This is a genomic window from Pseudonocardia autotrophica, assembly GCF_003945385.1.
Taxonomy (GTDB): domain Bacteria; phylum Actinomycetota; class Actinomycetes; order Mycobacteriales; family Pseudonocardiaceae; genus Pseudonocardia; species Pseudonocardia autotrophica.
Genome location: NZ_AP018920.1, coordinates 4,314,631 through 4,340,241 on the forward strand (window position 1 = coordinate 4,314,631; position 25,611 = coordinate 4,340,241).

Below are 25,611 nucleotides of genomic sequence, written 5' to 3' on the forward strand. Positions count from 1 at the left end.
GGATCCGCCGATGATCGACCGTCCTGACCCCGACCGGCCGACGATCAGTCGTCCGTCCCGGCCCCGGCGCGCCGATGATCGGCCATCCTGGACTCCGGGCCCGTCGTGGGCCGGGAACGGGGTCATCGGTGCGAGAGGTTCTGCGAGCGTGCGTCGCGTCGGCCGACGCGATCGCGCTGGCCCGGCTGGACGCGCCCCTCGCCGACGTACTCGGCCCGTCCGGGCCGGACTGGCACATCACCGTCGCGGCGGATCCCGGCAAGGCCCATCTCGTCCTCGACGACGGCAACGGCCGCGGCGAGTCCGGCGGTGACGGCAGGTGTGGCGGCGGTGATGCCGGCTGCGGTGATGGCGGTGGTCCGGCCGGCTACCTGGTCCTGGCCGCACCGCGCGGCCTCGAACCGGGGATCGAACTGCACCGGCTGGTCGTCGCGGACGACCGCCGCGGCCGCGGACTGGGCCGCGCGCTGCTCCGCACCGCACTGGCGCTCGCGGCGGTGCCACAGCCACCGGCCGGGCTGAGCCCGGACCCGGGATGGGTGCGTCCGGACTGGCTGGCGGCCGGCCGCCTGTGGCTGGAGGCGCACCCGGCGAACACCGCCGCGGTGCACCTCTACCGCTCGGAGGGGCTGGTCACCGAGGCACGGCTGCCGTCGGTGCTCGGCGATCCGTCGTCTCCCGCGCGGCGGCTGGTGCTCGCCCGCGGGTGATCCGGGATCAGGAGTCGTCGCCGCCCTTGGGCAGTCCCTCGAAGATCTTCTTGCAGTCCGGGCAGACCGGCGAGCCGGGCTTCGGCGACTTGGTGACCGGGAAGGTCTCGCCGCAGAGCGCCACCACCATGTTGCCCAGCACCGCACTCTCGGTGATCTTGGACTTCTGGACGTAGTGGAACATGTCCGGCGTGTCGTCGCCGGTCGTCTCGGTGCCCTCCGGCCGGGTGTCGACCTCGGGAAGAGTCGTCGTGGTCATGCACACATGATGCACCACGGTCGCGGATCAGCCGGTCGCGCCGCGACGCTCAGGTTCGCCCTGTTCGGGGCTACTCTGCTCTCTGCCTTGCTCGCTGCCTTGCTCGCTGCCCGGCTCGCCGCCCTGTTTGCGGCCTTGCTCGCCGGCCTGCTTGCTGCCCGGCTCGCCGGCCTGCTTGCCGGCCTGATTGCTGCGCCGCTCGCCGTCCTGCTCGGGGCTGTCGCCGCCTGGCTCGACGACCGGGTGCGGACGCTCCTCGATGGCCCGGTGCTCGTGCCGGTACCGGTTCGGCTTCTCCACCCGGCGCGGCAGCCGGTCGTTGGCCACCAGCACCGCGATCCACGGCAGCGGCACCGAGATCGCCAGCAGGGTCACCGCGAGCCAGGGGATCTGATAGAAGACCCCGGCCAGGATCATGCAGGGAATCCGGAGGCCCATCGTCCACTTGTAGCGCCGCTTACGGACCTCCAGCTCTTCGTCGTAGGACATCTGCGCGTCCGTGATGAGCACGGGGTCCTCGCGTCGCTGGTCGCTCACGTGACCACCTCCGGTTCCATGGTGACACCTCCTGTGCGACTTCGCGCAGCGCCCTCGCGGGCGATCGCGAGTGGGTGTCACGACCGGGCGCCACGACGCCGCCGCCACAGCGGTCGGTCGACAGCGTTCGGCGCGGCCGGCCCGGCGTTTCGACCGGTCGGGCACCGTCCGCTCGGGCGCGGTCCGGTCAGGCGCCGTCCGGTCAGGCGCCGTCCGGTCCGTTGCCCAGCAGTGGCTCGTCGGCGGAGCGCACCTCGGAGCCGGGCAGCCCGGCCGGGTGCTCGGTGCGGACCCGCTCGACGGCGTCGAGCGCGATGCCCAGGTGCTTGCGCTTGCTGGCCTCGTAGAACGCCCTGGCTCCCCCGGCGAGCTTCGGCTCGGCGTGCAGCGGCTTGTCGGAGACGCACAGCAGGGTGGCGTTCGGTATCCGGTAGCGGAATCCGTTCGCCGCGATCGTGGCCGACTCCATGTCGACCGCGACCGCCCTGGCGAGCCGCATCCGGTGCAGCGTCGAGGCCTGGTTGAACTCCCAGTTCCGGTTGTCCGTGGTGTGCACGACACCCGGCCGGTAAGTCGTGCCGGCCCGCTCGAGCGCGTCCATCAGGTAGCCGTTGAGCCGCAGGCTGGGGATCACCGGGACGTCCGCCGGGAGCACCTCGTCGAGCACGTGATCGGCCCGCTGATAGGCCGTCGCCAGCACGAAGTCGCCCAGCTCCTGGCGGTTCCGCAGGCCGCCGCAGTGCCCGATCATGATCATCGTGTCCGGCCGGAGGACGGCCAGGTGATCGGTGATCGTCTTCGCGTTGGCCGGCCCGACGCCGATGTTGACCAGGGAGACACCGTCGCCGTCCGGGCGGGGGTGGTGGTAGGCGGGCATCTGGACACCGTCGCGATCCGGGCGCTCGGCGTCCGGGAAACGTTCGAGGAACGACTCGACGTGCATCGCGTAGTTGGTGAACAGGACGTGCCGCTGGAACGACTCGGCGGGCGTCCCGGTGTAGTGCGACAGCCGGTCCAGCGACAGCGCCATCCGCTCCGGACCGAACAGGAAGAGCTTCTTCACCCGCAGATCGAAGCGGTCCTCGTCGAGCGCGGCGAAGAACTCCCGATCGGTGAAGGCGCGGGCCGGGCGGGCCGCCCGCGCGGTGACCGTGGCACCCGCGGCGACCAGCCCGCGCACCTCGCGGCGCAGGTAGCGGCGGATCGCGCTGGGTCGGGAGAACTCGCCGGAGATCCGGGGATTGTGCGCCGACCACGGCCGCACGACCTCGATCTCGGGGTACCAGCCGTCCCGGTGCACCGCGTCCAGCGCGTCGAGCAGCCGGTCGATCTCCAGGTCGAGCTTGTCCTCGGGGACCGGTGGGCGGATCTGCTCCACCAGGGCCGGGGTCATGCGGAGTCCGACCGGTCGACGGCCGGCTCGGTGTCGGCGCCGCCGTGCGCGTGCAGCTGCCCCGGCGAGACGGCGACCGCCGACACCACCTCGAGCAGCCTGCGCGGTAGCCCGTCGGCCAGGCGGTACCGGACCAGCCTGCCGTGCCGGTGCGCGGTGACCATGCCGTGCGCGCGGAGCAACCGCAGGGCGTGCGACACCGCCGAGTCGCTCATCCCCACCGCGACCGCCAGGTCGGAGACGCAGAGATCCCCGGCGTGCTGCAGCGCGAGCAGGATGGACAGCCGGTTGACCTCGCCGAGAACGTCCAGGACGGTGGCCGCCTCGGCGACCTTGTCGCCGTCGGACAGCACCGCGACGGCGTCGCAGACCTGGTCCGGGTCGATCACACGAGCGCCGCTGAGTGCCTCCGGAACCTTGTGCACGCTGCCGATGCTAGTCCTACGCCCGCGTTCCCTCCGCCGCCGCGGCCTTCTTCTCGCGTGCCGCGGCCTTGATGGCCTTCTTGGTGTCCCGTACCTCGGTCAGTGTCTGCGCGTCGACGACGTCGGCGGCCGAGAGCCGGGTACCGGATCCGCCGTAGTCTCCCGCGGCCTCCTGCCAGCCGTCCGGGGTCACGCCGTACTGCTTGCCGAGCAACGCCAGGAAGATCTTCGCCTTCTGCTCGCCGTAACCCGGGAGCGCCTTCAGCCTGCGCAGCACCTCGCGGCCGTCCGGCTCGCCGCGGGTCCAGATCGCCTCCGGGTCGCCGTCCCAGTCGTCGACGATCGCGCGGCACATCTCCTGCACCCGCCGGGCCATCGAGCCGCCGTAGCGGTGGATCGCGGGCGGTGTGGTGGCCAGGGTGGCGAACCCCTCCGGGTCGTGGTCGGCGATGACCCGGACGTCGAGCCCACCGAGCCGCTCGTGCAGCTTGAGCGGCCCGCGGAACGCGACCTCCATCTGGATCTGCTGGTCGAGCAGCATGCCGATCAGCAGCGCCAGCGGCTCGCGTTCCAACAGCGCGTCGGCCTCGGGTTCCTGGGCGATGCAGATGCCGGTCATGCCGGAAAGGATGGCACGGGACAATGAGGCGTGCTCCACCCTTCCGAACCCGGCCTCGAACCCGGACATGCCGAGCGTGTGCGCGGCTGTCTGCTCGACGCCGGATACACCCCAGACGGTGTCCGCGCCCTGCTCGGCCGCTCCGCACACGACGCGCTCACCCGTGGCGAGCCGGAGCCGGCCGCCCGGGCCAGCCGCGACGGCGACGAGCTCGGCACGCTGGTCCGGCTCTTCCTGCTGGAGGACACCGAGCCCGAGCCGGCGGTGACGGCGGCGCTCGGCGATCTCGATCCGTTGCTGGCCGGCCGGATCCTGCGCCGCACCCCGGAGGGCATCCGGGCGGCACTCGACGTCCGGCCCTACGGCGAGGGGCCGGGCGACGACGGCGAGCCCGGCGCGGACTGGTGGGTGGTGTCGGACCTGGACAGCCCGGCCTCCCGCCAGGACCGCGAGCACGTGACCGGGGTGGGCGGCGCGTCGCTGTCGCTGGCCGCCGCCACGGTGCGCCGCCCGGTCGGTTCGCTGCTCGATCTCGGCACCGGCTGCGGGGTGCAGGCCCTGCACGGATCCCGGCACGCGGTGAACGTGGTCGCCACCGACGTGCTGCCGCGCGCGCTGGCGCTGGCCCGGCTGTCCTGCGGGCTGTCCGGGGTCGACGTCGACCTGCGGGAGGGGCCGTGGTTCGCGCCCGTCGAGGGCGAACGGTTCGACCAGATCGTGTCCAATCCACCGTTCGTCCCCGGCCCCGAGCGCGTCGACTACGTCTACCGGGACTCCGGCCTCGCCGGGGACGCGGCGCTGGCGTCGCTGCTCGGCGGGCTCGCGGACCGGCTCAACCCGGGCGGGATCGCCCAGCTGCTGGGCTCGTGGCTGCACGTGCGGGGCGAGGACTGGCCCGATCGGGTGCGGTCCTGGCTGCCCGACGGTGTCGACGCGTGGGTGCTGCAGCGGGAGGTCGTCGATCCGGCGATGCACGTCGGCACCTGGCAGCGCGACGCCGGACTTGTCCCGTCGTCGCCGGCCGCCCGGGGACAGGCGGCCGCCTGGCTGGACTGGATGGCCGCCGAACGCGTCGAGGGGGTCGGCTTCGGCTTCCTGATGCTGCGGCGCACCGACTCGACGCCCACCGTCGTCGTCGAGGACCTGCCCGGTGAGCTCGGCGAGGGCCTGGCCAGGGAGATGACCGGCTGGCTGGACCGGATCGACTGGCTGCGCGCCCACGAGCGCGACGCCGACCTGCTCGGTGCGACGCTGCTGATCGCCCCGGAGACGGTGCTGGAGAGCGCCTCCTCGGTGGACCCGGACGGCGGCTGGTCGGAGCTCTCGACGACGGTGCGCCGCTGGGGCGGACCGGGCTGGGAACATCCGGTCGACGGTCCGGCGGCCGCGCTGCTCGCCGGGTGCCGCGGGCACCTGCCGCTCTCCGAGCTGGTCGCGCTGCTGTCCTACGCGCACGACGTGCCCGCCGACGCGCTGGTCGCCGCGGCGCTGCCCGCGGTGCGCGAGTTCGTCCGGCACGGGCTGTTGCTGCCGGTGGACGGCTGGCCGCATCCGGTCGCGCACCGGGTGGCGGCGGCCGACCCGGCCGGACCGGTCGGATGAGGGCGGTCGCCGCCCGGGTGCAGCGGGCGTCGGTGACGATCTCCGACGACGACGGCAACCCGCTGCGCGTCGCCGGGCGGATCGGGCCCGGCCTGCTGGTGCTGCTCGGCGTGCACCGCGACGACGTCGGGGATCCCGCCCTGGCCGCCACGATGGCCCGCAAGCTGCACGAGCTCCGGGTGCTGCGCGGCGCCGACGGGACCGAGGCGTCGTGCGCGGGCACCGGGGCCCCGCTGCTGGTCGTCAGCCAGTTCACGCTGTACGGGGACACCCGCAAGGGGCGCAGGCCGACCTGGTCGGCTGCGGCCCGGCCGGAGGACGCCGCCCCGGTGGTGGACGCGGTCGTGGCCGCGCTGCGCGAGCGCGGCGCGACCGTGCAGACCGGGGAGTTCGGCGCGAACATGGCCGTCGAGTCGGTGAACGACGGCCCGTTCACGGTGCTGGTCGAGGTGTGACCTCCGCTCCGGCCGCCGCCCGCCACGACCGCGCGTAGGGCCCGTCGGCGGCGAGCAGCTCCTCGTGCCCGCCGTAGCCGACGATCCGGCCCCGGTCGAGGACCAGGATCGCGTCCGCCGCCCGGGCCTGCTCCAGCCGGTGCGCCACGACGACGCCGGTCCGCCCGGCCAGCACCGCGTCGACCGCGGCGCCGAGCGGGTCCGCCGCCCCCGGCGCGACCATGGGAGCCCGGGGCGGTCCGGGTCAGTCTCGTTCCGGCCGGATTCGCACGGTGGTCAAGGAGTGTCGCGATACGGTCAGCAGATCCGCAGAGCTCTCTCACCGGACTCTCAGGTCGGAAGGGGACGATGGGGGCATGATCGCGTCGCTGCTCGCCCTGATCCTGATGGTCTTCCAGTTCGTCCTGATCGCCCGGGTGATCGTCGACTGGATCGACGTGCTCGGCTCCGGCCGCGGCGGCGCCGTGCTGGACACCGCGCGCCGGATCACCCACGGCGTCACCGAGCCCGTCGTGGCGCCGATCCGCCGCCGGATGAACACCGTGCGGGTCGGGGCCGTCGGGCTCGACCTGTCCGTGCTGATCGTGTTCCTGGTGGTGCTGGCACTGCGGCTCATCGTGGTCCCGCTGATCCCGTTCTGATCCGGCCTACCCGGCCGGGCCCAGCCACAGGGCGGTGACCCGGCCCTGCTCGTCCAGGGTGGCCCGGGCCAGCCCCTCCGCCCGCTCGCCGTCCGGCGTGGTGATCCGTACCGCCCACACCGCGTCGTCCCGCGCGACCTGCTTGCGGGTGGCGTCGATGGTGAGTTCCCCCGCCAGGATCTCCCCCGCCGCGCCGGCCAGCGGCGTCCCGCCGGGATCGCGCTCCGGGAACGGGGCGGTGGAGCGGAGCAGCGCGTCCGGGGCGATCGCCGCCGCGAAGCCCGCCGCATCCTGCGCACGCACGGCGCGCTCGAACGCCAGCGCACCGAGGAAGCGATCGGCCTGCGCCGCCCCGCGCCGCTGCAGCCGGGCGAGGAACGACGCGTCCCGGTTGAGCTTCGACGCCGACCCCAGGATCCGGGACGCGATCACCGAGGCCGGCATCTCCAGGATCCGGACGGTGACGTGCCGGTATCCCGCCTCCGGCCGGAGTTCGCCGTCGGCGAGCAGCCGGTCGATCGTCTCGATGAAACCGAGCTCCTGGTTCAGCGACAGGTTGCCGGCCAGCGCGTTGCGCCGATCCGAGATCTCGATCAGCGTCCGGGGCTCCGAGTCGACCCGTGACGGGTTGATCTGGATGATCCAGAGCTCGTCGGGATCGGCGTCGAGCAGGTCGCGCACCGGCGGGTTCTGGGAGAACAGGCCGTCCCAGTAGGTGCCGCCGTCGACGTGCACGGCGCGGAACAGGTTCGGGATCGCCGCGGACGCGAGCACCATCTCCGGGGTGAGGGTGTCGGTGCGGCTGGAGAACGCCCGGAACCGGCCGTCGAGCACGTCGACGGCGCCGAGCAGCAGCAGCGGCTCCCGGCCGCCGGGATCGGCGCCGATCGCGTCGAAGTCGACGTGCCGGGCCAGCAGCTCCAGGAACTGGCGGGTGCCGTCGATCGGGCGCGGGATCGCGTACGGCGTGCCGGCGGGCAGCAGCCCGAGACCCTGCAGCGCGCCGGCCCAGACCATCCCCGCGTTCTGCAGCCGGGCGACCGGACCGCGCGCGGCGTTGTCCGCCCAGAACGCCTCCAGGGCGTCCGCGGCGGCGGCCCGGTGCTCGGGCTCGTCGCCGTGGCGCAGCCGGTCCCAGGCGATCAGCGCGCAGATCGCCCCGCCCGAGGTCCCGGACAGTCCGACGATCTCGGTGCCGTCGAACGCGCCGGTGCGCAGCATCCGGGCCAGCACACCGGCGGTGAACGCGGTGTGGCTGCCCCCGCCCTGGCAGGCGATCGCGATCCTGCGGGGGCTCCCGGGAGTGCTCATACGCCCAGGTCTACCGGCGCCGGCCCGGAAGGGACAGGGCCGGCGGCCCCGCGCGACGGTCACCTCGGACACATCCGGCGGGCAGCGCACGCGACGGGGCCCCCGTCCGCACGGACGAGGGCCCCGGGGTTCGTGCCGGCCGGTGCTACTTCGCGGACGGACGCGTGGTGCGGGCCGTCTTCTGGGCCGTCTCGGTGACCTTCTCGGCACCGGCGGCGGCGTGCTCGGTCACGGCCTCGGCAGCCTTCGAGGCCTGCTCGGTGAGCTGGTCGACGACCGAGCTGCCGGCGCCGACCACGGTGCGGGCGAGCTCGCGCTGGTGGCCCAGCACCTGCTCGTAGAAGTCGAAGACCCGGTCGACGGTGACGCCGGCATCCGGCAGCTGCGGGCGGGTGCCACCGGTGAACTGGCCCGCGAGGCCCTGCACGGTGTCGCTCCAGCTGCGGACGGACTCGGTGACGAGATCCTGGCCGCGCTTGGCGAAGTCGACGAACTGGTCGGTGGGGGCGCTCATGACGAACTCCTCTCGTGGAGGTCTGCTCCAGGGGTACGGGGCGCGGATTCGCACTCCGCCACGCCAAGGAAACTACGCACGAGCGTTAAGTATGTCAAGCACGCCTGCTCAGCCCTGGCCGCGCTCCACGAAGCTCCGGTACACCCCGAGCAGCGCCGCCCGCTGCTCGTCGGACAGCCGCGGGTCGACCGCGATCGCGGCCTCGACGCCGGGCACCTCCTCGGCGACGGGCGGCGGCGCCTGCTCGGCCTCCGCCTCCACCGGGTCGCGGACCGCCCAGCCCGCCCGGCTGAGCATCTGGTCGGTGTTGAGGTGCAGAGCGTCCGCAATGGACCTCAGCACCTTCAGCGACGGCTGGTGCAGGCCGCGCTCGACCTGACTCAGGTAGGCGTTCGACACCTTGGTCATCGCCGCCATCTCGCGCAGCGAGAGCTTGGCCATCTGGCGCTGGGCCCGGATGAAGCCACCGAGCGCGTTCACCTGCGCACTCCAGGCGTCCTCCGCGGCCCGCTTCCCGGCATCACGCAGCCCCTCGGCGGCCGACACGGCATCCGCACCGTCGGCTCCACCCGGGTGGTGGCCGTTGCCGTTGGTGCCGGGCTCTGCTCCCCGCTGTGCCCGGCTCACCGGCGGGCACCGGTGTGGATCGGTCCGCGCGGCAGGCACCGGCGCGCGGAAGGGAAACGTACGCGGTCCATGGCCGCGCATTGTTCCCGTTGCACGGCCGTTGCGCACCCATCCGCGCACAACGGGCCTGCTGTGTCCCGATCAGCCCTTCAGCACGTAACGGCCCGGCGCGGGCTCGAGCGGCGGATGGGCGTCACTGCCGATCTGCTTCGGCGCCGCGATCTCCTTGCCTGCGCGCTCGGCGATCCACGGCGTCCAGTCCTCCCACCAGGAGGCCTTGCGCTCGCCCGCGTCGTCGCGCCACTCGTCGGCGGACTCGGGGAGCGCGTCGGACTCGCCGAACCAGTGCCGCGACTTGGGCGACGGCGGGTTCACCACACCGGCGATGTGCCCGGAGTTCGACAGCACGAACCGGACCGTCCCGCCGATCTTCGCGGCACCCTGGTAGACCGAGCGCCACGGCGCGATGTGGTCGGACTCCGCGCAGATGACGTAGCTGTCCGGCCGGACGTCGGCGACGTCGAGCCGCTCCCCCGCCAGCTCCAGCTTGCCCTCGGCGAACCGGTTCTCCAGGTACAGGGTGCGCAGGTACTCGGTCTGCATCGCGGCGGGCATCCGGGTGGAGTCGGCGTTCCAGCTCAGCATGTCGAACGGCTTGGGGTCCTCGCCGAGCATCCAGTCGTTCACCACGTAGTTCCACACCAGGTCGGTGGCCCGCAGCAGATCGAAGGTGGTCTTCATGCTCGACGCGGGGAGGTAGCCGTCCTTGCGCATGCTGCGCTCGAGCCGGCTGACCGTCTTCTCGTCGGTGAACACACCCAGCTGCCCGGGGCCGGTGTAGTCGAGCAGGGTGTTCATCAGGGTCAGCGAGTTCACCGACTGCTTGCCCTTCGCCTCCAGCCAGGCCACCGCCGCCGCCGACAGCGCCCCGCCCAGACACAGCCCGGCGACGTTCACCCGGTCCTGCCCGGTGATCTCCCGGACGACGTCGAGCGCGGTGACCGGCCCCTCCTGCAGGTAGTCGCTCATCGTGACGTCGGCGAGCGCCGAGTCGGGGTTCCGGTAGCTGATCATGAAGACGGTGTGCCCGTGCTGTACCGCCCACTCGACCAGCGACTTACCCGGCGCGAGATCCATGATGTAGTACTTGTTGATCCACGGCGGGCTCATCAGCAGCGGGACCTCGTGGACCTTCTCGGTCTGCGGCTCGTACTGGATCAGCTCGATCAGCCGGTTCCGGTAGACCACGTGCCCCGGCGTGACCGCGAGATCCTTGCCCACCACGTACTGCCCCGGGGTCACCTGGCGCGGCATCCCCCGATTCTGGACGGCGTCGCGCAGCAGATTGCGGGCACCGCGCACCACGTTCAGCCCGCCGGTGTCGACGATCTTCTTCGGCCAGGCCGGGTTGGTGACGATCGTGTTCGACGGGGCCAGCGCCTCGATCGTCTGCCCGACGAGCCAGTCCAGCTTGCGGCGCGCGACCGGCGAGACCCGGGCGGCCTGCGAGAGCTCGGTGAGCCGGTCGGCCAGCAGCGTGTGCTCCTGCCGGGCGAGGTAGTACCAGGCGTTGTCCTCCCAGGCGGGGTCGGCGTACCGCTTGTCCCGCTCCGGCAGCGACGCCGGGCCGGTGGTGGTCCCGCCCACCGCACGGGACGCCGCGGCGGCGACCGCGCGGACCGAGTCCAGGCCGAAGCCCAGCCCGGTGCGCAGCACGGCGCCCGGGCTCGTGGCGAGCGACTTCGCCGCCTCACCCAGTGCGCCGCCGAAGCCCACCGGATCGACCTTCGCGGCCAGCCCCTCGGGATCGGCCAGCTCGCGCAGATCGCGCACCAGACCGGCGGCCTGCCGACGCAGCACCTCCGCAGCGTTACCGGCCTGACTCGCCGGGGTGGCGTCGTTCTCGGGCTCGGGCGTTGCTAGGGGCTGCGTCGTCACTGTTCGCCTCACTCCTGGACAGCCGGGTGTGTGTCCGTTCGTCTCACGCGCCCCGGAACGGGTGACGCGAGAGGATGTCCCATGGTGGCGGGGTACTCATCGGTAGGCAGCGCGAGGCGCGCCGGGTCACGTTGAGACCCCCCTCACCTGCGCTTGATGGAGCAAGCACTACTCCGGAGTAGCTCCGCTCTTGCTTGACATACCGATCGCGCTTTACCGTGCGGTAACCGGCGAGCCCCGGTCATCAAGGTTGATGGGAGAGGCCAATGAGCACAGCGACCTCGCAGGCGAGCTCCTCCACAGGAGAGCGCCGACCGCACGCCCTGCCCGAGAACACCTCGGACACCGCCCCGAAGAAGGGCGGTCGGATCGACCCGCTGCGCTTCCTGATCTCCTACAACGCGCGCAACCTCACCAAGGTGGTCACCGAGGTCGGCCGGGCGACCGGCGCCTACTGGATCGACGCCGCCCAGCGGATCGCCAAGCCCGGCGACGCGGCCCGCCGCTCACTGCTCTGGCTCTCGGCGATGGCCGACCGGAGCGAGCCGAAGTGGCACCTCCGGAACGAGGTCGCCCTGGCGACTCCGTTCGCGCTGCTGCGCGACTTCACCGAGCCCGAGCACCGGGACGACGCCGTCGTCCCCACCCTGGTACTGCCGCCGCAGGCCGGGCACTCCTCGACCGTCGTCGACTACTCGCCGCAGCAGAGCCAGCTCGCGATGATCCGGGCCGCCGGACTGACCCGGCTCTACGCGCTCGACTGGCGCCCCGCGACGACGGCGACCCGGAAGGTCTCCATCACCGACTACCTCGAGGTGATCGACCGCTCGATCCGCCGGATGGGCGGCAAGGCCAACCTGGTCGGCGACTGCCAGGGCGGCTGGCTGGCCACGATCTACGCGGCACTGCACCCGGAGCGGGTCAACACGCTGACCCTGGCCGGTGCGCCGATCGACTTCCACGCGGGCGACTCGGTGATCGCGGCCTCCACCAAGCTGATGGCCGGGACGATGGGCATGGCGCCCTACAAGGCGCTGGTCGGCGCGGGCGGCGGGAACATGCCGGGCTCCGCGGTGTTGTCCAACTTCATCTCGATCCAGCCGCAGTCGGAGATCTCCCGGCAGCTGCAGCTGCTGGAGAACATCGACGACCCCACGCACGTGGAGCGCTACCGGGTCTTCGAGGACTGGTTCAAGTACACCCAGGACATCCCCGGCGCGTTCTACCTCTGGCTGGTGGAGAACCTGTTCTGGAAGAACCGGCTGATCGACGGCACCCTGACCGTCGACGGCCGGCAGGTCGACATGGCCGCCATCGACTGCCCGCTGCTGATGCTGGCCGGCTCGACGGACCACATCACGCCCGCGCCGCAGCTGTTCGCCGCGGCGGAGAAGGTCTCCACGCCGGTCGACGACATCACCTACCGGACGGCCACCGCCGGGCACCTGGGCCTGTTCATGGGCCGGGACGCCCTGCGCCACGACTGGCCGGTGTTGATGGAGACCGTCTACACGCACTCGGTGCCGGAGACGGGCAAGCGGGGCGGCGGCAAGGCCTCGCGCCGGCGCAGCAGCGTGCGGGCGGTGGCGGACCCGCGCAACACCCCGCGGGTGCCCGCGCCCTGAGGGCTCTCTAAGAGGATCCTGAGAGAACCGCAACCTCATGTGACCGACGACACGGTCCCCGGCGACGATTTCCTGGTCGCCGGGGCCTCGTCGCGGGAACGATCCATTGCGGCAGTGCGTTGGACCCGGTGTAGGGCGATGCGACGAGCACCAACCGTCCCTCGTCGCGCCCGAGCAGGGGAGGAATGCACATGACGGCGACCACGACCGCTCCGGCCGTGCCGACGGCCGAGAACCCGGCCGTTCCCGGCCCCCGCCTCACGACGGAGGCCCCCGCTCCAGGAAGCGTGACCAAGACCGTGCCGAGCGCTCCGGTCTCGCGGCGCTCCCGGTCGGCCGGGTCGGATCGCGAGACCACGCTCGCGTCCACCGTACCCGGCGCGGCAGCCGCCGTGGCCGAAGATCTGGACGCCCAGAGCCCGGCCGCCGACCTGGTGCGCGTCTACCTCAACGGCATCGGCAAGACCGCGCTGCTCAGCGCCGCGGAGGAGGTCGAGCTGGCCCGGCGGATCGAGGCCGGCGTGTTCGCCCAGCACCGGCTGGACACCGCCACCGCCGAGGGCACGATCGACGAGCTGGACCCGCAGTACCGGCGTGACCTGCGCGCCATCGTCCGGGACGGTCTGCTGGCGAAGAACCACCTGCTGGAGGCCAACCTCCGCCTGGTGGTCAGCCTCGCCAAGCGCTACACCGGGCGCGGGATGCCGCTGCTGGACCTGATCCAGGAGGGCAACCTCGGGCTGATCCGCGCGGTCGAGAAGTTCGACTACGCCAAGGGCTTCAAGTTCTCGACCTACGCCACCTGGTGGATCCGGCAGGCGATCACCCGCGGGATGGCCGACCAGGCCCGCACCATCCGGCTGCCCGTGCACCTGGTGGAGCAGGTCAACAAGCTGGCCCGGATCAAGCGGGACATGCACCAGCGGCAGGGTCGCGAGCCCAGCGAGGCCGAGCTGGCCGAGGAGTCCGGGATCCCGGAGCACAAGATCTCGGACCTGCTCGACCACGCGCGGGACCCGGTGAGCCTCGACATGCCGGTCGGTTCCGAGGAGGAGGCCCCGCTCGGGGACTTCATCGAGGACGCGGAGGCCACCGACGCCGAGAACACCGTGATCTCCAGCCTGCTGCACGACGACCTCCGCCGGGTGCTGTCCACCCTGGAGGACCGCGAGCAGAAGGTGATCCGGATGCGGTTCGGTCTCGACGACGGTCAGCCGCACACGCTCGACCAGATCGGCCGCGCCTTCAAGCTCTCCCGGGAGCGGGTGCGTCAGATCGAGCGCGAGGTCATGGGGAAGCTGCGGGTCGGTGAGCGGGCCGACAAGCTGCGCGCCTACGCCAGCTGAGCACGGGCCGGGCACTCCCCGCCCCGGCAGGCGATGAGCACACGACGACGGCCGCGTGGAGCACAGGGTGGATCCCGGTGCCCCGCGCGGCCGTCGTCGTCCGTGTGCCGTACCCGGATGGCCCGTCCGGGCGGCCCGTCCGTCGCACGGGATGAGACACCGGACCCAAGATCATTGGCTGCCGGCCCGCGGGATGCCTAGGGTCGGGGCATGTCCGGATCCACGGCCCACATGTCGCCCGTTCCCGGCCCGGTCACCCCCGAGGCGATGCGCGACGCGCTCGGCGCTTTCGCATCGGGCGTCGTCGTCGTCACGGCGCAGGGCCCGGACGGTCCGATCGGCTTCACCTGCCAGTCGTTCTCCTCGTTGTCGCTGGACCCGCCGCTGGTCAGCTTCTCGCCGTCCCGCGGCTCCTCGACCTGGCCGCGGATCCGGACGGTGCGCCGGTTCTGCGTGAACGTCCTGGCCGCCGATCACGAGCGCCACAGCGCCGGGTTCGCCCGTTCCGGGACGGACAAGTTCGCCGGGGTCGAGTGGACGCCGGCGCCGTCCGGTGCGCCGGTGCTGGAGGGGGTCGGCGCCTGGATCGACTGCACCCTCTGGAACGAGTACGACGGCGGCGACCACACGATCGTCGCCGCCCGGGTCGAGGCACTGGGTGCCGACCCGCAGAGACTGCCGCTGCTGTTCTACCGCGGCGGTTACCACCTCACCCCACGGGAGTCGTCGTGAGCAGCATCGTCGGTGTCGTCGCAGGTCCGGAGCCGGGTGGGCGCACCGCCGCCGCGGTGGCCGGGATCCTCGCCGGGGCGGAGAAGGCCGGTGACAGCACCCGGCTGATCGAGCTGTCGCAGACCCCGTTCGACGAGGTCACCGCCGCGTTCGCCGAGGCCGACGCGGTGGTGTTCGGCAGCCCGGTGTACCGGGCCGGGCACACGGCGTCGTTGAAGGCGCTGCTGGAGGCGACCGAGCGCGGGAAGTGGGGCGAGAAGACCGCCCCGCTGCAGGGCAAGGCCGCCGCCGTCGTGCTGACCGGCGCGACCGGGCACCACTTCCTCGCCGTCGACGGGCTCCGGTCCGTGCTGGCCGGGTTCTTCGCGGTGCAGGTGCTCTCCCCCGGCCTGTACCTGGACCACTCCGGCTACGTCGACCGCAACACCCTCACCGACGACTCGGCCGAGCTGGCCGCGGCGCACGGACGGGCGCTGTCCGACCTGACCACCGCGGTGCGCTCCTCGGAGGCCCTGCGTTCGATCACCCCGGTGGTCTGAGGGTTCACCCGCCGCCGGCGCCCGGCCCGGCCAGCACCCGGGCCGCGCTGCGGTGCCCGGCGGCGGTCGCCGGCACCGGATCCGCCCCGCCGAGGACGGCGGTCAGATACCCCGCGGCGAAGGCGTCACCGGCGCCCGTCGTGTCCCGCACGGCGTCGACCGGCTCGGCCGGGACGTGCACGACGGACCCCGCTCGCCACACCTGAGCGGGTGCGCCGCCGTCCTTGACCACGACGACCGCCCCGGACGGTGCCGTGCCCGGCAGCCCGAGCAGATCCGCCTCGTCCCGGTTGGCGAACAGTTGCGCGGGCCGGAGCGCTGCCAGGTCGTCGAGGAATCGCCGGGGACCGTAGGCCCGCAGGACACCGGTCGACGACGCGTCCACCGAGATCGCTCCCCCGGCGTCGCGCACCCGGGCGGCCAGCGCACGGGCCGCCGCGGCGCACGGATCGGCCAGCAGCCCGTAGGCGGGCAGGTGCAGCAGCGTCACGCCGTCGACGACCGACGGATCCGGGGTCGCGTACCCGGCCGCGGCGCCCCGGTCGGGCAGCATCGTGCGCTCGCCGCCTGCCTCGACCAGCACGACGACACAGCCCGTCGTCCCGTGCCGTTGCACCCGGACGTCCACCCCGAGCTCGGCCAGGCCCGCGACCAGCGCCTCCCCCGTCCGGTCCGCACCGACCCGGCCCAGGAAGCGGACCGGGGCGCCGAGCAGCGCCGCGCCCGCTGCGACGTTCGCGGCGCTGCCGCCGCGGCGGCGGAAGATCCGGGCCGGGGTGTCGGTGCCCGGATCGAGCGGACCGGACGGCCAGACGACGACGTCCTCGACGAGATCACCCAGCACGGCCAGCAACCCGGCGGTGCCCGGCACCGGATCAGCCGGCCAGCGCGGCGGCGATCCGGGCACCGAGCGTCATGTTGTTGCGGTAGACCGCGACGTTCACCTCGAGGCTGCGGTCACCGGTGGCGTCCCGGACCCGCTGCAGCAGGAACGGGGTCGCATCCTGGCCGGTGATCCCGGTCGCGTCCAGGGCCGCGAGTGCGTCGGCCAGCGCGGCGTCGTGCTCGGCGGGGGGCAGCTGGTGCTCGACCGGGACCGGGTTCGCGACCAGCAACGCGGCGTCCAGCCCGAGCTCGCGGGCCGCCCGCCAGGCGGTCGCCACCTGCTCCGGGGACTCGACGCGCTGGGTGACCGGATGCCCGGAGTCGGCGACGTAGAAGCCGGGGAACGCATCCGTCCGGTATCCGGCGACCGGGATACCGAGGGTCTCCAGCCGTTCCAGGGTGGCCGGGATGTCGAGCACCGATTTCACCCCGGCGCTGACCACCACGATCGGCAGCCGGGCCAGCGCCGGCAGGTCGGCGGACTCGTCGAAGGTCGCCGAGGCCCCGCGGTGTACCCCGCCGAGGCCGCCGGTGGCGAACACCCGGATCCCGGCCCGGTGGGCGAGGTGCGCGGTCGCCGCGACCGTCGTGCCGCCGCAGAGCCCGGTCGCCGCGGCCACCGGGAGATCGCGTGCGCTGAGCTTCGCGGCACCGGTGGCGGACGCGAGCCGTTCGAGCTCGGCGCCGGACAGCCCGACGACGGCCTCACCGTCCAGCACACCGATCGTCGCCGGGACGGCTCCGAGGGACCGGACCAGCGCCTCGGCCTCCCGGGCGACCTGCAGGTTCCGCGGCCGGGGCAGGCCGTGCGTGACGATCGTGGACTCGCAGGCCAGCACCGGCCGGCCCGCGGCGAGTGCCCGGGACACCTCGTCGGCGATTCTCATCGCGATCGACAGTAGCGACCGCGACCGGGGCCGGTCGCTCCCCCGCACGCATGGGCGCACTCCGTGCTGATGCCCGGTGTCGGTCGGGCGCTGCGGTGTCGGGCGCTGCGGTGTCGGACGCTGCGGTGTCGGACGCTGCGGTGTCGGACGCTGCGGTCAGCGCACCGGTGTGCGCGCGGCCGACCGCGCGCAGACCAGCGCGACGACCGCACCGGCGGCCGTCGCACCGGATGCCACCAGCACCGCGACCTGCCAGCCGGCCAGGAGCTCGGCGACGGTCTCGTCGCCGGTCGGGGCGGTGAGCACGGAGGTGACCGTCACCCCGATCGCGGCGCCGAGATAGCGGCTGGTGTTGTTGATCCCGCTGCCCGTCCCGGCCCGGTCGGCCGGGACCGATGCGACGGCCTCCCGGCCGAGGCTCGCGTTCACCACGCCGGTCGCCGCGCCGGTGACGATCAGCGACGCCAGGACCACCCCGGATCCGCCGCCGGCGGCCAGCAGGCCCAGCTGCCCGACCGCCATCACCAGCAGCCCGGCGCCGAGCCGGACGCTGCCGGTGATCCGTTCGCTGATCCGCCGGGCGAGCAGTGCGGTGACGATCCCGGTGCCCGACCAGCCGAGCAGCAGCAGGGCGGCGACCGCCGGTGGGTCGCCGTGCACGCCGCTGCGCAGGGCGGGCAGGTACGAGCTGAGCGAGATGATGCCGAGCCCGGTGACGAGGCTCGCGACGGTCGCCGCGATCAGTCCCGGGTTCGCGAACAGCTCCGGGCCGGCCATCGGGTGCCGCGACCGGAACTGCACCACGACGAAGCCTGCCAGCAGCAGCACCCCGGCGACCAGCAGGAACACCGTCCCGGTGCCGATCGGCAGTCGTCGCGCCTCGGTCAGCCCGGCCAGCAGCACGGCGAGCCCACCGGCCAGCAGCACCATGCCGGGCAGGTCCACCGGGCGCGGACGGGCGGCCGACGACTCGACGAGCAGGAGCCGGCCCGCGACCGCGAGCACCACCGACGCGGCCGCGATCAGCAGGTAGAGCGACCGCCACGGCGTGACACCGGCCAGCAACGGGCCCGCGGCGATCCCGGCAGCCAGCGCGGCACCCCACACACCGGTCGCCCGGGCGCGGGCCGGGCCGGGTGGCAGCGCGTGCCCGATCAGCGCCAGGCTGCACGCGATCATCGCGGCCGCGCCGACGCCCTGCCCGATCCGGCCCGCGACGAACCCGGCCGTGCCGGTGGCGAGTGCACCGCCCGCCGAGGCCAGTGCGAGAACGGCGGCGCCGGTCACGAAGGTCACCCGCCGGCCGAGCCGGTCCGCGAGGGTCCCCGCGGTCAGCAGCACCGCGGTGAGCCCGAGGCTCATCGAGCTGAGGATCCAGGATCGCCCGGACGGGCCGGTACCGAGATCGGCCGAGATCGGTTCCAGGGTCGCGAGCGGGGCGGTGTAGGAGATCAGTGCCAGCGTCGTCCCGAGGGCCGCCACCGCCACCGTGCGTCGCGCCACGCGTTCGCCTCTCCGCCGATCGATGAGCCTCGCCGACCGTACGCCCGGCCGAGCCCGGCGGGACCTGGCCGGGTGGCCGGGCTCAGCTGGGCAGGCCCAGCAGCGCCGGGAGATCGGCCACCGAGTCGATGACGGTGTCCGCGCCCGCGGCCCGCAGCCGGGGTTCGCCGTGCGCACCCCCGCGGACGCCGATCACCAGTCCGGCGCCGGCCCGGACCGCGGCGTCGATGTCGGCGGTGGCGTCCCCGGCCACCGCGAGCTGTGAGGCCTCCGAACGGGTGCGGCGCACCGCGGCGTGCAGCAGGTCGGGCTCCGGGAGGCCCCGGCCGTCGACGTCGGCCGGGGACAGCAGCAGATCGGCGCGCGCCCCGAACCCGAGTGCGACGACCAGCCGGTCCCGCAGCTCCGGATCGAACCCACACGTCAGGGCGATCTTCAGACCCGCGGAGCGCAACGCCTCGAGCGCCTCGGGCACGCCGGGCACCGGTCGTACCCGGCCGTCGTCCGCGGCCGCGGTCAGGTACTCGGCGAAGGCGGAGTGCGCGCGCCGGGCGCGGTACATGTCGCCGTCGAGCAGCTCGCCCAGGACCGTGATCGTGGACCGGTCCATCGTGGAGCGGGCCTGCCGGTCGAGCGCCGGGTAGCCCGGCCCGTCCACCCGGACCCGGACCGCGCGCAGCCCGGCCCGCAGCGCGGCGAGTACCAACCCGTCGTCGGCCATCGTCGTGCCTGCGAGATCGAGCACCGCCAGTTGCACGAGGGAACTCCAACGCCCCCGGATGTCCGGTACCCGACGTCCGTCCGACTTCGGGGTGAACCGGACCGGTCACTCCGGCGACGCGGCACCGGATCCGCGGGTGCTCACCAGAGCTCGCCGTCACGCCAGTCGCAGACCAGCGGTGCCGCCGGGTCGAGCGGCGCGTCCACCGGCAGCACGTGCACGCTGCCGGCCTCGTCCGGGGTGCCGACGACGCCGTCCGGCGTGATCGCGGCGAGCGGCCCGTGCCACACATGCCAGCCGCGCCTGCGGTACAGCGGAGCGGCACGTTCGGCCGCGCCGAGCGCACCCAGCCGGTAGCCGCCCCGGACCAGGCCCTCGACGACGTCCATCAGCTCGCCGCCCAGCCCGCCCCCCTGCCGGGACGGGTGCACGGCCACCGCCTCGACATAGCCGGTGCGCAGTGCGACACCGCCGTGCAGCACCCGCCGCAGGACGACGGCGGCGTGCCCGAACGGCGCGTCCGGCGGGCCCGCCACGACGTGCAGGCCACCGAGTGCGTGATCCCAGGAGGAGTCGTCGAAGTCGTCGAACGCGGCGTCCAGCAACCCGCGCAGTCCGCGCAACCCGTCCTTCCCGAGGTCGGCGGTGGACAGGACGCGAAGTTCGGCACGCACGCCGCGATCCTTCCGCAGACCGGTCCGTCCCGCCGCCTCTCACCGTCTCGCGAGACCGGCCGCCACCACCGGTTACCGTGCTGCGATGACCACCATGACCGGGACCGGCCCGGCCCGGCCGTTGCGGGCGGACGCCGCGCGCAACCATCGGCGGATCGTCGAGGCCGCCGCGGCCGCGTTCGAGTCCGAGGGCCCGGACGTGGCACTCGAGGAGATCGCGCGGCGCGCCGGCGTCGGGGTCGCGACCCTCTACCGCCGCTTCCGCACCCGTGACCTGCTGATCCGGGCGGTGCTGGAAGAGGTCTTCGCCGACGAGATCGAGCCGACCGCTGCGCCCGGGACCGACGATCCGTGGGCCGACCTGACCGGATCGCTGTCCCGCGCGGTGGAGGCGATCGCCGGCCGGCGAACGGTCCTGCGGCTGGCCCGCGAGGCGGGCGCCTTCGACGTGGAGTCGGTGCAGCGCTACGGCCGGACGTTGGTCCGGCTGCTCGACCGGGCCCGTGACGCCGGCGCCGTACGGCCCGAGCTGACCGCCCGTGACCTGTCGGCGCTGCTGGTCATGGCGCTCGCCGTCGCCGAGGGGGGCGAGGGCGCCGACGACACGACCGGCGAGGACCGGCGACGCTACCTGGCCCTGCTGCTCGACGGGCTGCGGCCCGGGCACCCCCCGCTGCCCGCGTCCGGATGACCGGCGCCGGTTCACACAACGGCAACGATCGAATCTCGCTCGCTGTACTCGGCCGCGGTGTCGGGTTACGGTCACCGCGTCCGCTCGGCAACGGCGCCGGGCGGATGCACCTTCTCCCCCGGCGCCGCCCCGTGTCAGCCGTCCGTGAACCGGTCCGGATGCAGCCGACCGGCCAGCGCCCGCACCGCGTCGGCGTTCCGGATACCGGGGCTGACCTCGGCGAATGTCGTCGTGAAGACCTTGCCCTCGCGGATCGCGGGCACCGTGGCGAGCGCCGGGTCGTTCCGCAGCTTCTCGGCGAGTGGCTCCGCGGACTCCGGTCCGGCGTCGATCCCGCAGCAGGCCGGGATGACGATGACGTCCGGCGCGGCCGCGATGATGCCCTCGGAGCTCACCGTCCGCTGGCGGCCCGCGATCTCCGGGAACGCCTGGGTCCCGCCGGCCGCCTCGATGATCGTGGTCGCGACGTCACCGGTGCCGAACACCCGTAGCTCCGTGCGGGACGCCGGGGCGTTCAGCATCGCGATCCGGGGTCGCTCGGTGACTCCGTCGAGCCGTCCCGCGACGTCGTCGAGGGTCGAGCGCATCTCACCGACCAGCTCGGCGGCGCGGTCCTCGGCGCCGAGCAGCCGTCCCAGTTCGGTGAGATCGCGCTGCACGGCGTCCAGCGAGGCGTCGTTCGCCGCGAGCGCCTCCTGGGTGCCGCCGTCGGCGGTCGGGCAGAACGAGCTGAACAGGAACGTGTTCATCCCGGCATCGGCCAGCTCGGCGCGGGTGCCCAGGCCCTCCCGGGTGAAGGCACCGGTGAAGCCCGAGACCACCAGGTCGGGTGCGATCCGGAGCACCTCCTCGCGGGACGGGTACTCCTCCGGCCAGTAGATGGGCTGGTCGGTGTCCGGGTGGAAGTCACCCGCGAGCTCGGGGAGCAGTGGGTTGTCGAGGTAGGCCGCGCCGACCAGCCGGTCACCGGCGCCCAGCGCGAGCACCGCCTCCACCCCGTTGTGGAACATCGCGACGATCCGCTCCGGGCGCTCGACCGGGACGTCGACGTCGCAGTTGCGGATCGTGTCCGCCGCGGACGGCTCGGCCGGCGTCTCCGGGGTGGGCGGTCCGGCACCGCAGCCGGCGAGCAGGGCGGGCACGAGCGCCAGCGCCGCGATCAGCGACCTGGCCGGAATCCGGCGGGAGCGGGGCACCGGAACACGCTAGCCCGCACTCCCGCCGGGGTCGACATCTGTGCAGCTGTTCAGCTGTTGGTCACAGGTTCTGCTGCAACCGCTCCGCGAGCAGCCCGACGAACCGCGACGGATCGGGCAGGTCGCCGCCCTCGGCGAGCAGCGCCATGCCGTACACCAGCTCGGCGGTCCCGCCCTCGTCCCGGCCGGCGGCCTGCGCGTCACGCAGCCCGGTGACCAGCGGATGCGAGGGGTTCAGCTCCAGGATCCGCTTCACCTTCGGCGGCTCCTGACCCATCGCCCGGTACATCTTCTCCAGGGTCGGGGTCATGTCGAACTCGTCGCCGACCAGGACCGCCGGGGACGTGGTGAGCCGCGACGACAGCCGGACCTCCTTGACGTCGTCGGCGAGCACCCCCGCCATCCACTCGCAGAACCCGCCGAACTCGGTCCGCTGCTGCTCCGCCTGCTCCTTCTCCTCGTCGGTCTGCAGATCGACCTGGCCCTTGGCGATGGAGCGCAGCGGGGTCCCGTCGAAGCCCTCGACGGTGTCCACCCAGACCTCGTCGACCGGGTCGGTGAGCAGCAGGACCTCGAAGCCCTTCTCGCGGAACGCCTCGATGTGCGGCGAGGACTCGATGGCCGTGCGCGAGTCACCGGTCATGTAGTAGATCGCGTCCTGGCCCTCGCGCATCCGCTCCTTGTAGGCGGCCAGGCCGGTGGGCTCCTCGCCGTGCGTGCTGAGGAACGACGAGACCCCGAGGATCGTCTCGCGGTTGTCGGCGTCGGAGAGCAGGCCCTCCTTGAGCGCGCGGCCGAACTGCGCCCAGAACGTCGCGTACTTCTCCGGCTGCTCGTCGCGCAGCGTGCCGATGGTGGACAGCACCTTGCGCACCAGACGACGCCGGATCGCCGAGATCTGCCGGTCCTGCTGGAGGATCTCCCGGGAGACGTTCAGCGACAGGTCGGCGGCGTCGACGACCCCCTTGACGAACCGGAGGTACTCGGGGACGAGTGCCTCGCAGTCGTCCATGATGAACACCCGGCGGACGTAGAGCTGGACGCCGCGGCGGGCGTCGCGCATGTGCAGGTCCATCGGCGCGACCTGCGGCAGGAACAGCAGCGCCTGGTACTCGAAGGTGCCCTCGGCGGCGAGCCGGACCGTCTCCAGCGGCTCCTGCCAGTCGTGGCTGATGTGCCGGTAGAACTCGGCGTACTCCTCCTCGGAGACGTCCTTCTGGGCGCGGGCCCAGAGCGCCTTCATCGAGTTGAGCGTCTCGGGCTCCGGGGCGGCCGGGGTGGTCTCCGGCTCCTCGTCCGTCCCCTCGTCGGTCGCCGGGGCCGGCTCCGGGACCATCCGGACCGGCCAGGTGATGAAGTCCGAGTAGGTCTTCACGGTGCGGCGCAGCACGTTCCGGTCGGCGTAGTCGTGCAGCTGGTCCTCGGCGTCGGACGCCTTGAGGTGCAGCGTGACGGCGGTGCCCTGCGGCAGGCCGGCGGCCGGTTCGATCGTGTAGGAGCCCTCGCCGTCGGACTCCCAGCGGACGCCCTCGTCGGAGCCCGCCTTGCGGGTGGTCAGCTCCACCCGGTCGGCCACCATGAAGGCGGAGTAGAAGCCGACCCCGAACTGGCCGATCAGGTTCCGTTCGGAGCTCGAGTCGCCGTCGGCCTCCTTGAGCCGGGCGAGCAGCTCGGCGGTACCGGACTTCGCGATCGTGCCGATCAGCTCGACGACCTCGTCGCGGGTCATCCCGATGCCGTTGTCCCGGATCGTCAGCGTGCGCGCCTCCGAATCGGGGTGCAGCTCGATGTGCAGGTCGGACGTGTCGGCGCCGAGATCCTTGTCCTGGTACGCGGCGAGCCGGAGCTTGTCCAGCGCGTCCGAGGAGTTCGAGATCAGCTCGCGCAGGAACACGTCCTTGTTCGAGTAGATCGAGTGGATCATCAGGCGCAGCAGCTGCCGCGCCTCGGCCTGGAACTCGATCGTCTCCGTGCTCACGTCCGGTCCTCGCTTCCCTGGTGCTGGCGTGTGCCCCGGTGCGGGCGGGTCGATTCTGCCGAACGCCCGCGGGGTGGTCGACTTCCCGTCCGCCTTGTCCCGGCCCGGTGCCCCGGCCATGATCGTCGCGCCGGTATCCGGAGGGCCGAAGGACACCCGTGCGCCTGACAACAGTAGTGCGATTCCAGCACCCGGGGTGATCGCCGGCTGCGCAGGCGGGACGGCGGTGAGGGGAGGAATCGTGGACCTGGATCTGCATCGGACGGATCTGGCCGGGCTCGAGTCCGCGATGGCGTCCGGCCGGCTGACCTCCGCCCGGCTGACGGCCTTCTACACCGATCGGATCGCCACCCTGGATCCGCAGCTCGGCGCGGTCGTCGCCGTCGACCCGACGGCGGCGGAACAGGCGGCCGCGAGCGACCGCAGGCGGGCCGCCGGGGAACCGCCACGCCTGCTCGAGGGCATCCCGGTACTGGTGAAGGACAACATGTCGACCGGGCCGCAGCTGCCGACCACGGCCGGATCCACCGCGCTCGCCCGGTCGCGGCCCCCGGAGGCCACGATAGCCACCCGGCTGCGCGAGGCCGGCGCGGTGCTCCTCGGGAAGACCAACCTCTCGGAGTGGTCGAACTTCCGGTCCGTGCGGTCGAGCAGCGGCTGGAGCGCGGTCGGCGGGCTGACCCGCAACCCGCACTCGCCGGAGCGGACCGCCTGCGGATCGAGTGCCGGTTCGGCGGTCGCGGTGGCCGCGGCGCTCACCCCGGTGGCGATCGGGACCGAGACCGACGGCTCGATCGTCTGCCCCGCCGCGATGAACGGGATCGTCGGGATGAAGCCGACGCTGGGCACCGTGTCGCGGACCGGCATCGTGCCGATCTCTGCGGAGCAGGACACCGCCGGTCCGATGACGCGTTCGGTCGCCGACGCGGCCCGGGTGCTCGCCGCGATCGCCGGGCACGACCCGGCCGATCCGGTGACCGCGGAGTCCGCCGCGCATCCGGTGCCGGTCCGGCCGGCTGACCGGGGGCTCGCCGGTGTGCGACTCGGTGTGTTCCGGGTCGCCGAGGGCGCGAGCCCGGAGACCGATGCCGCCTTCGCCGCGACGTTGGAGGTGCTGCGGGGCCACGGGGCCGTGCTGGTGGACCCGGTCGAGCTGCCCGGCACCGCGCAGGCCGCGGGGGCGGAGCTGACCGCGCTGGTCACCGAGTTCGCCCGGGACATCGACTCCTACCTGCGCTCGCCCGGCGTGACCGGCCCGGGATCGCTGGCCGAGCTGGTCGACTACAACCGGCGGCACGCCGAGGTGGAGATGCCGCACTGGGGTCAGGAGCTGTTCGAGGCGGCACTGGCGACCCGGGGCGACACCGATGACGAGGAGTACCTGGCGGCGCGGGAGACCGCGATCACGCTGAGCCGCCGTGACCTCGACGCCGCCCTCACCGGGCACCGTCTGGACGCCGTGATCGCACCGACGAACAGCCCGGCCTGGCGGGTCGAGCTGGGCGCGGGCGACGACTTCGTGCTGAGCAGCTCGGCCACCGCGGCGGTGGCCGGTCACCCGCACATCACCGTCCCGGCCGGGGGTGCCCCCGACGGCGACGGCGGGACGCTCCCGCTGGGGGTGTCGCTGATCGGACCGCGCTGGGCGGACGGCGACCTGCTCGCGCTCGCGGCGGCCGTGCAGGACGCCCTGCCGGAACGCATCCTGCCACCGCTGCCACCGGCGGTGCTGCCCGCCGACGGCTGACCCGCCGGTCGCCGGTACCGTCGGGACGGAACCGCCGTATCCCACCCGAACCGGAC

Annotated in this window: 27 protein-coding genes; 10 read left to right on the forward strand and 17 right to left on the reverse strand. The window is 73.3% G+C overall.

From position 1 onward, the window contains the following. The first annotated feature begins 128 nt into the window (after positions 1-128). Entirely contained in the window at positions 129-710 is a 582-nt protein-coding gene (locus Pdca_RS20150) for a GNAT family N-acetyltransferase (RefSeq protein WP_085916131.1), read from the forward strand. A gap of 7 nt (positions 711-717) precedes the next feature. Here Pdca_RS20150 and Pdca_RS20155 read toward each other — a convergent pair whose 3' ends face one another. The 5 genes from Pdca_RS20155 to Pdca_RS20175 all read right to left on the reverse strand — a co-directional run bounded on the left by Pdca_RS20155 (position 718) and on the right by Pdca_RS20175 (position 3,943). Further along, entirely contained in the window at positions 718-969 is a 252-nt protein-coding gene (locus Pdca_RS20155; RefSeq protein WP_085916132.1) for a DUF3039 domain-containing protein, read from the reverse strand. 27 nt (positions 970-996) lie between these two features. Beyond that, on the reverse strand, positions 997-1,506 hold the full coding sequence (locus Pdca_RS37805) for a DUF3099 domain-containing protein (protein WP_085916133.1): 510 nt from the start codon (positions 1,504-1,506) through the stop codon (positions 997-999). A 202-nt stretch (positions 1,507-1,708) separates the two neighbouring features. After that, positions 1,709-2,899 carry an AMP nucleosidase gene (locus tag Pdca_RS20165; protein ID WP_085916134.1) on the reverse strand — a complete coding sequence of 397 codons (1,191 nt, stop codon included), beginning with the start codon at positions 2,897-2,899 and terminating at the stop codon, positions 1,709-1,711. Further along, positions 2,896-3,324 carry an ArsR/SmtB family transcription factor gene (locus Pdca_RS20170; protein WP_085916135.1) on the reverse strand — a complete coding sequence of 143 codons (429 nt, stop codon included), beginning with the start codon at positions 3,322-3,324 and terminating at the stop codon, positions 2,896-2,898. The genes Pdca_RS20165 and Pdca_RS20170 overlap by 4 nt, the downstream gene beginning before the upstream one ends. A 16-nt stretch (positions 3,325-3,340) precedes the next feature. Beyond that, complete coding sequence (locus Pdca_RS20175) at positions 3,341-3,943, reverse strand: HhH-GPD-type base excision DNA repair protein (protein WP_085916136.1); 603 nt, start codon at positions 3,941-3,943, stop codon at positions 3,341-3,343. Positions 3,944-3,973: 30 nt separating this feature from the next. Here Pdca_RS20175 and Pdca_RS20180 point away from each other — a divergent pair, with 30 nt between their 5' ends. Next, the gene (locus tag Pdca_RS20180) at positions 3,974-5,545 is read left to right on the forward strand and encodes a DUF7782 domain-containing protein (protein ID WP_085916137.1); all 1,572 of its coding nucleotides are present in this window, start codon (positions 3,974-3,976) and stop codon (positions 5,543-5,545) included. Next, the gene (dtd, locus tag Pdca_RS20185) at positions 5,542-6,000 is read left to right on the forward strand and encodes a D-aminoacyl-tRNA deacylase (protein WP_085916138.1); all 459 of its coding nucleotides are present in this window, start codon (positions 5,542-5,544) and stop codon (positions 5,998-6,000) included. Before Pdca_RS20180 ends, dtd begins: the two co-directional genes overlap by 4 nt. Here the strand turns inward: dtd and Pdca_RS20190 are convergent. After that, entirely contained in the window at positions 5,978-6,223 is a 246-nt protein-coding gene (locus Pdca_RS20190; protein WP_085916139.1) for a hypothetical protein, read from the reverse strand. The two genes, dtd and Pdca_RS20190, sit on opposite strands and share 23 nt — an antisense overlap. Positions 6,224-6,356: 133 nt before the next feature. On the opposite strand from Pdca_RS20190, the gene Pdca_RS20195 reads away from it, so the two are divergent. Continuing rightward, entirely contained in the window at positions 6,357-6,641 is a 285-nt protein-coding gene (locus Pdca_RS20195; protein ID WP_232021066.1) for a YggT family protein, read from the forward strand. Between the two features lie 6 nt (positions 6,642-6,647). Here Pdca_RS20195 and Pdca_RS20200 read toward each other — a convergent pair whose 3' ends face one another. The 4 genes from Pdca_RS20200 to Pdca_RS20215 all read right to left on the reverse strand — a co-directional run bounded on the left by Pdca_RS20200 (position 6,648) and on the right by Pdca_RS20215 (position 11,031). Further along, positions 6,648-7,952, reverse strand: a complete 1,305-nt coding sequence (locus Pdca_RS20200) for a patatin-like phospholipase family protein (RefSeq protein WP_085916140.1) — start codon at positions 7,950-7,952, stop codon at positions 6,648-6,650. A gap of 145 nt (positions 7,953-8,097) precedes the next feature. Beyond that, on the reverse strand, positions 8,098-8,466 hold the full coding sequence (locus Pdca_RS20205; RefSeq protein ID WP_085916141.1) for a hypothetical protein: 369 nt from the start codon (positions 8,464-8,466) through the stop codon (positions 8,098-8,100). Between the two features lie 108 nt (positions 8,467-8,574). Beyond that, on the reverse strand, positions 8,575-9,093 hold the full coding sequence (locus tag Pdca_RS20210) for a helix-turn-helix domain-containing protein (RefSeq protein WP_232021067.1): 519 nt from the start codon (positions 9,091-9,093) through the stop codon (positions 8,575-8,577). Between the two features lie 141 nt (positions 9,094-9,234). Further along, complete coding sequence (locus Pdca_RS20215; RefSeq protein ID WP_085916143.1) at positions 9,235-11,031, reverse strand: PHA/PHB synthase family protein; 1,797 nt, start codon at positions 11,029-11,031, stop codon at positions 9,235-9,237. Positions 11,032-11,297: 266 nt separating this feature from the next. On the opposite strand from Pdca_RS20215, the gene Pdca_RS20220 reads away from it, so the two are divergent. The 4 genes from Pdca_RS20220 (at position 11,298) to Pdca_RS20235 (ending at position 15,273) form a co-directional block, all read left to right on the forward strand. Continuing rightward, a complete protein-coding gene (locus Pdca_RS20220; protein WP_085916144.1) occupies positions 11,298-12,656 on the forward strand; it encodes an alpha/beta fold hydrolase in 1,359 nt (452 codons plus the stop codon). 185 nt (positions 12,657-12,841) lie between these two features. After that, positions 12,842-14,002 carry a sigma-70 family RNA polymerase sigma factor gene (gene sigB / locus Pdca_RS20225; protein WP_232021068.1) on the forward strand — a complete coding sequence of 387 codons (1,161 nt, stop codon included), beginning with the start codon at positions 12,842-12,844 and terminating at the stop codon, positions 14,000-14,002. Positions 14,003-14,212: 210 nt separating this feature from the next. After that, on the forward strand, positions 14,213-14,734 hold the full coding sequence (locus Pdca_RS20230; RefSeq protein WP_085916145.1) for a flavin reductase family protein: 522 nt from the start codon (positions 14,213-14,215) through the stop codon (positions 14,732-14,734). After that, on the forward strand, positions 14,731-15,273 hold the full coding sequence (locus Pdca_RS20235; RefSeq protein ID WP_085916146.1) for an NAD(P)H-dependent oxidoreductase: 543 nt from the start codon (positions 14,731-14,733) through the stop codon (positions 15,271-15,273). Before Pdca_RS20230 ends, Pdca_RS20235 begins: the two co-directional genes overlap by 4 nt. A 4-nt stretch (positions 15,274-15,277) precedes the next feature. Here Pdca_RS20235 and Pdca_RS20240 read toward each other — a convergent pair whose 3' ends face one another. The 5 genes from Pdca_RS20240 to Pdca_RS20260 form a co-directional block, all read right to left on the reverse strand. Further along, positions 15,278-16,180, reverse strand: a complete 903-nt coding sequence (locus Pdca_RS20240) for a PfkB family carbohydrate kinase (protein WP_232021071.1) — start codon at positions 16,178-16,180, stop codon at positions 15,278-15,280. Beyond that, a complete protein-coding gene (locus tag Pdca_RS20245) occupies positions 16,149-17,045 on the reverse strand; it encodes a pseudouridine-5'-phosphate glycosidase (protein ID WP_085916164.1) in 897 nt (298 codons plus the stop codon). The genes Pdca_RS20240 and Pdca_RS20245 overlap by 32 nt, the downstream gene beginning before the upstream one ends. A gap of 156 nt (positions 17,046-17,201) precedes the next feature. After that, positions 17,202-18,548 carry an MFS transporter gene (locus Pdca_RS20250; protein ID WP_197719781.1) on the reverse strand — a complete coding sequence of 449 codons (1,347 nt, stop codon included), beginning with the start codon at positions 18,546-18,548 and terminating at the stop codon, positions 17,202-17,204. 82 nt (positions 18,549-18,630) lie between these two features. Then, positions 18,631-19,305 carry an HAD family hydrolase gene (locus tag Pdca_RS20255; RefSeq protein ID WP_197719782.1) on the reverse strand — a complete coding sequence of 225 codons (675 nt, stop codon included), beginning with the start codon at positions 19,303-19,305 and terminating at the stop codon, positions 18,631-18,633. A gap of 104 nt (positions 19,306-19,409) precedes the next feature. Next, positions 19,410-19,943 carry a GNAT family N-acetyltransferase gene (locus tag Pdca_RS20260; RefSeq protein WP_085916147.1) on the reverse strand — a complete coding sequence of 178 codons (534 nt, stop codon included), beginning with the start codon at positions 19,941-19,943 and terminating at the stop codon, positions 19,410-19,412. A gap of 85 nt (positions 19,944-20,028) precedes the next feature. Here Pdca_RS20260 and Pdca_RS20265 point away from each other — a divergent pair, with 85 nt between their 5' ends. Next, positions 20,029-20,634, forward strand: a complete 606-nt coding sequence (locus tag Pdca_RS20265; RefSeq protein WP_232021073.1) for a TetR/AcrR family transcriptional regulator — start codon at positions 20,029-20,031, stop codon at positions 20,632-20,634. Positions 20,635-20,768: 134 nt separating this feature from the next. Here Pdca_RS20265 and Pdca_RS20270 read toward each other — a convergent pair whose 3' ends face one another. Further along, complete coding sequence (locus tag Pdca_RS20270) at positions 20,769-21,830, reverse strand: ABC transporter substrate-binding protein (RefSeq protein ID WP_085916148.1); 1,062 nt, start codon at positions 21,828-21,830, stop codon at positions 20,769-20,771. Between the two features lie 61 nt (positions 21,831-21,891). Next, positions 21,892-23,754: a molecular chaperone HtpG gene (gene htpG / locus Pdca_RS20275; RefSeq protein ID WP_232021703.1), complete on the reverse strand. Its 1,863-nt coding sequence runs from the start codon at positions 23,752-23,754 to the stop codon at positions 21,892-21,894. A 295-nt stretch (positions 23,755-24,049) separates the two neighbouring features. On the opposite strand from htpG, the gene Pdca_RS20280 reads away from it, so the two are divergent. Then, positions 24,050-25,555 carry an amidase gene (locus tag Pdca_RS20280; protein ID WP_232021075.1) on the forward strand — a complete coding sequence of 502 codons (1,506 nt, stop codon included), beginning with the start codon at positions 24,050-24,052 and terminating at the stop codon, positions 25,553-25,555. Positions 25,556-25,611: the final 56 nt, after the last annotated feature.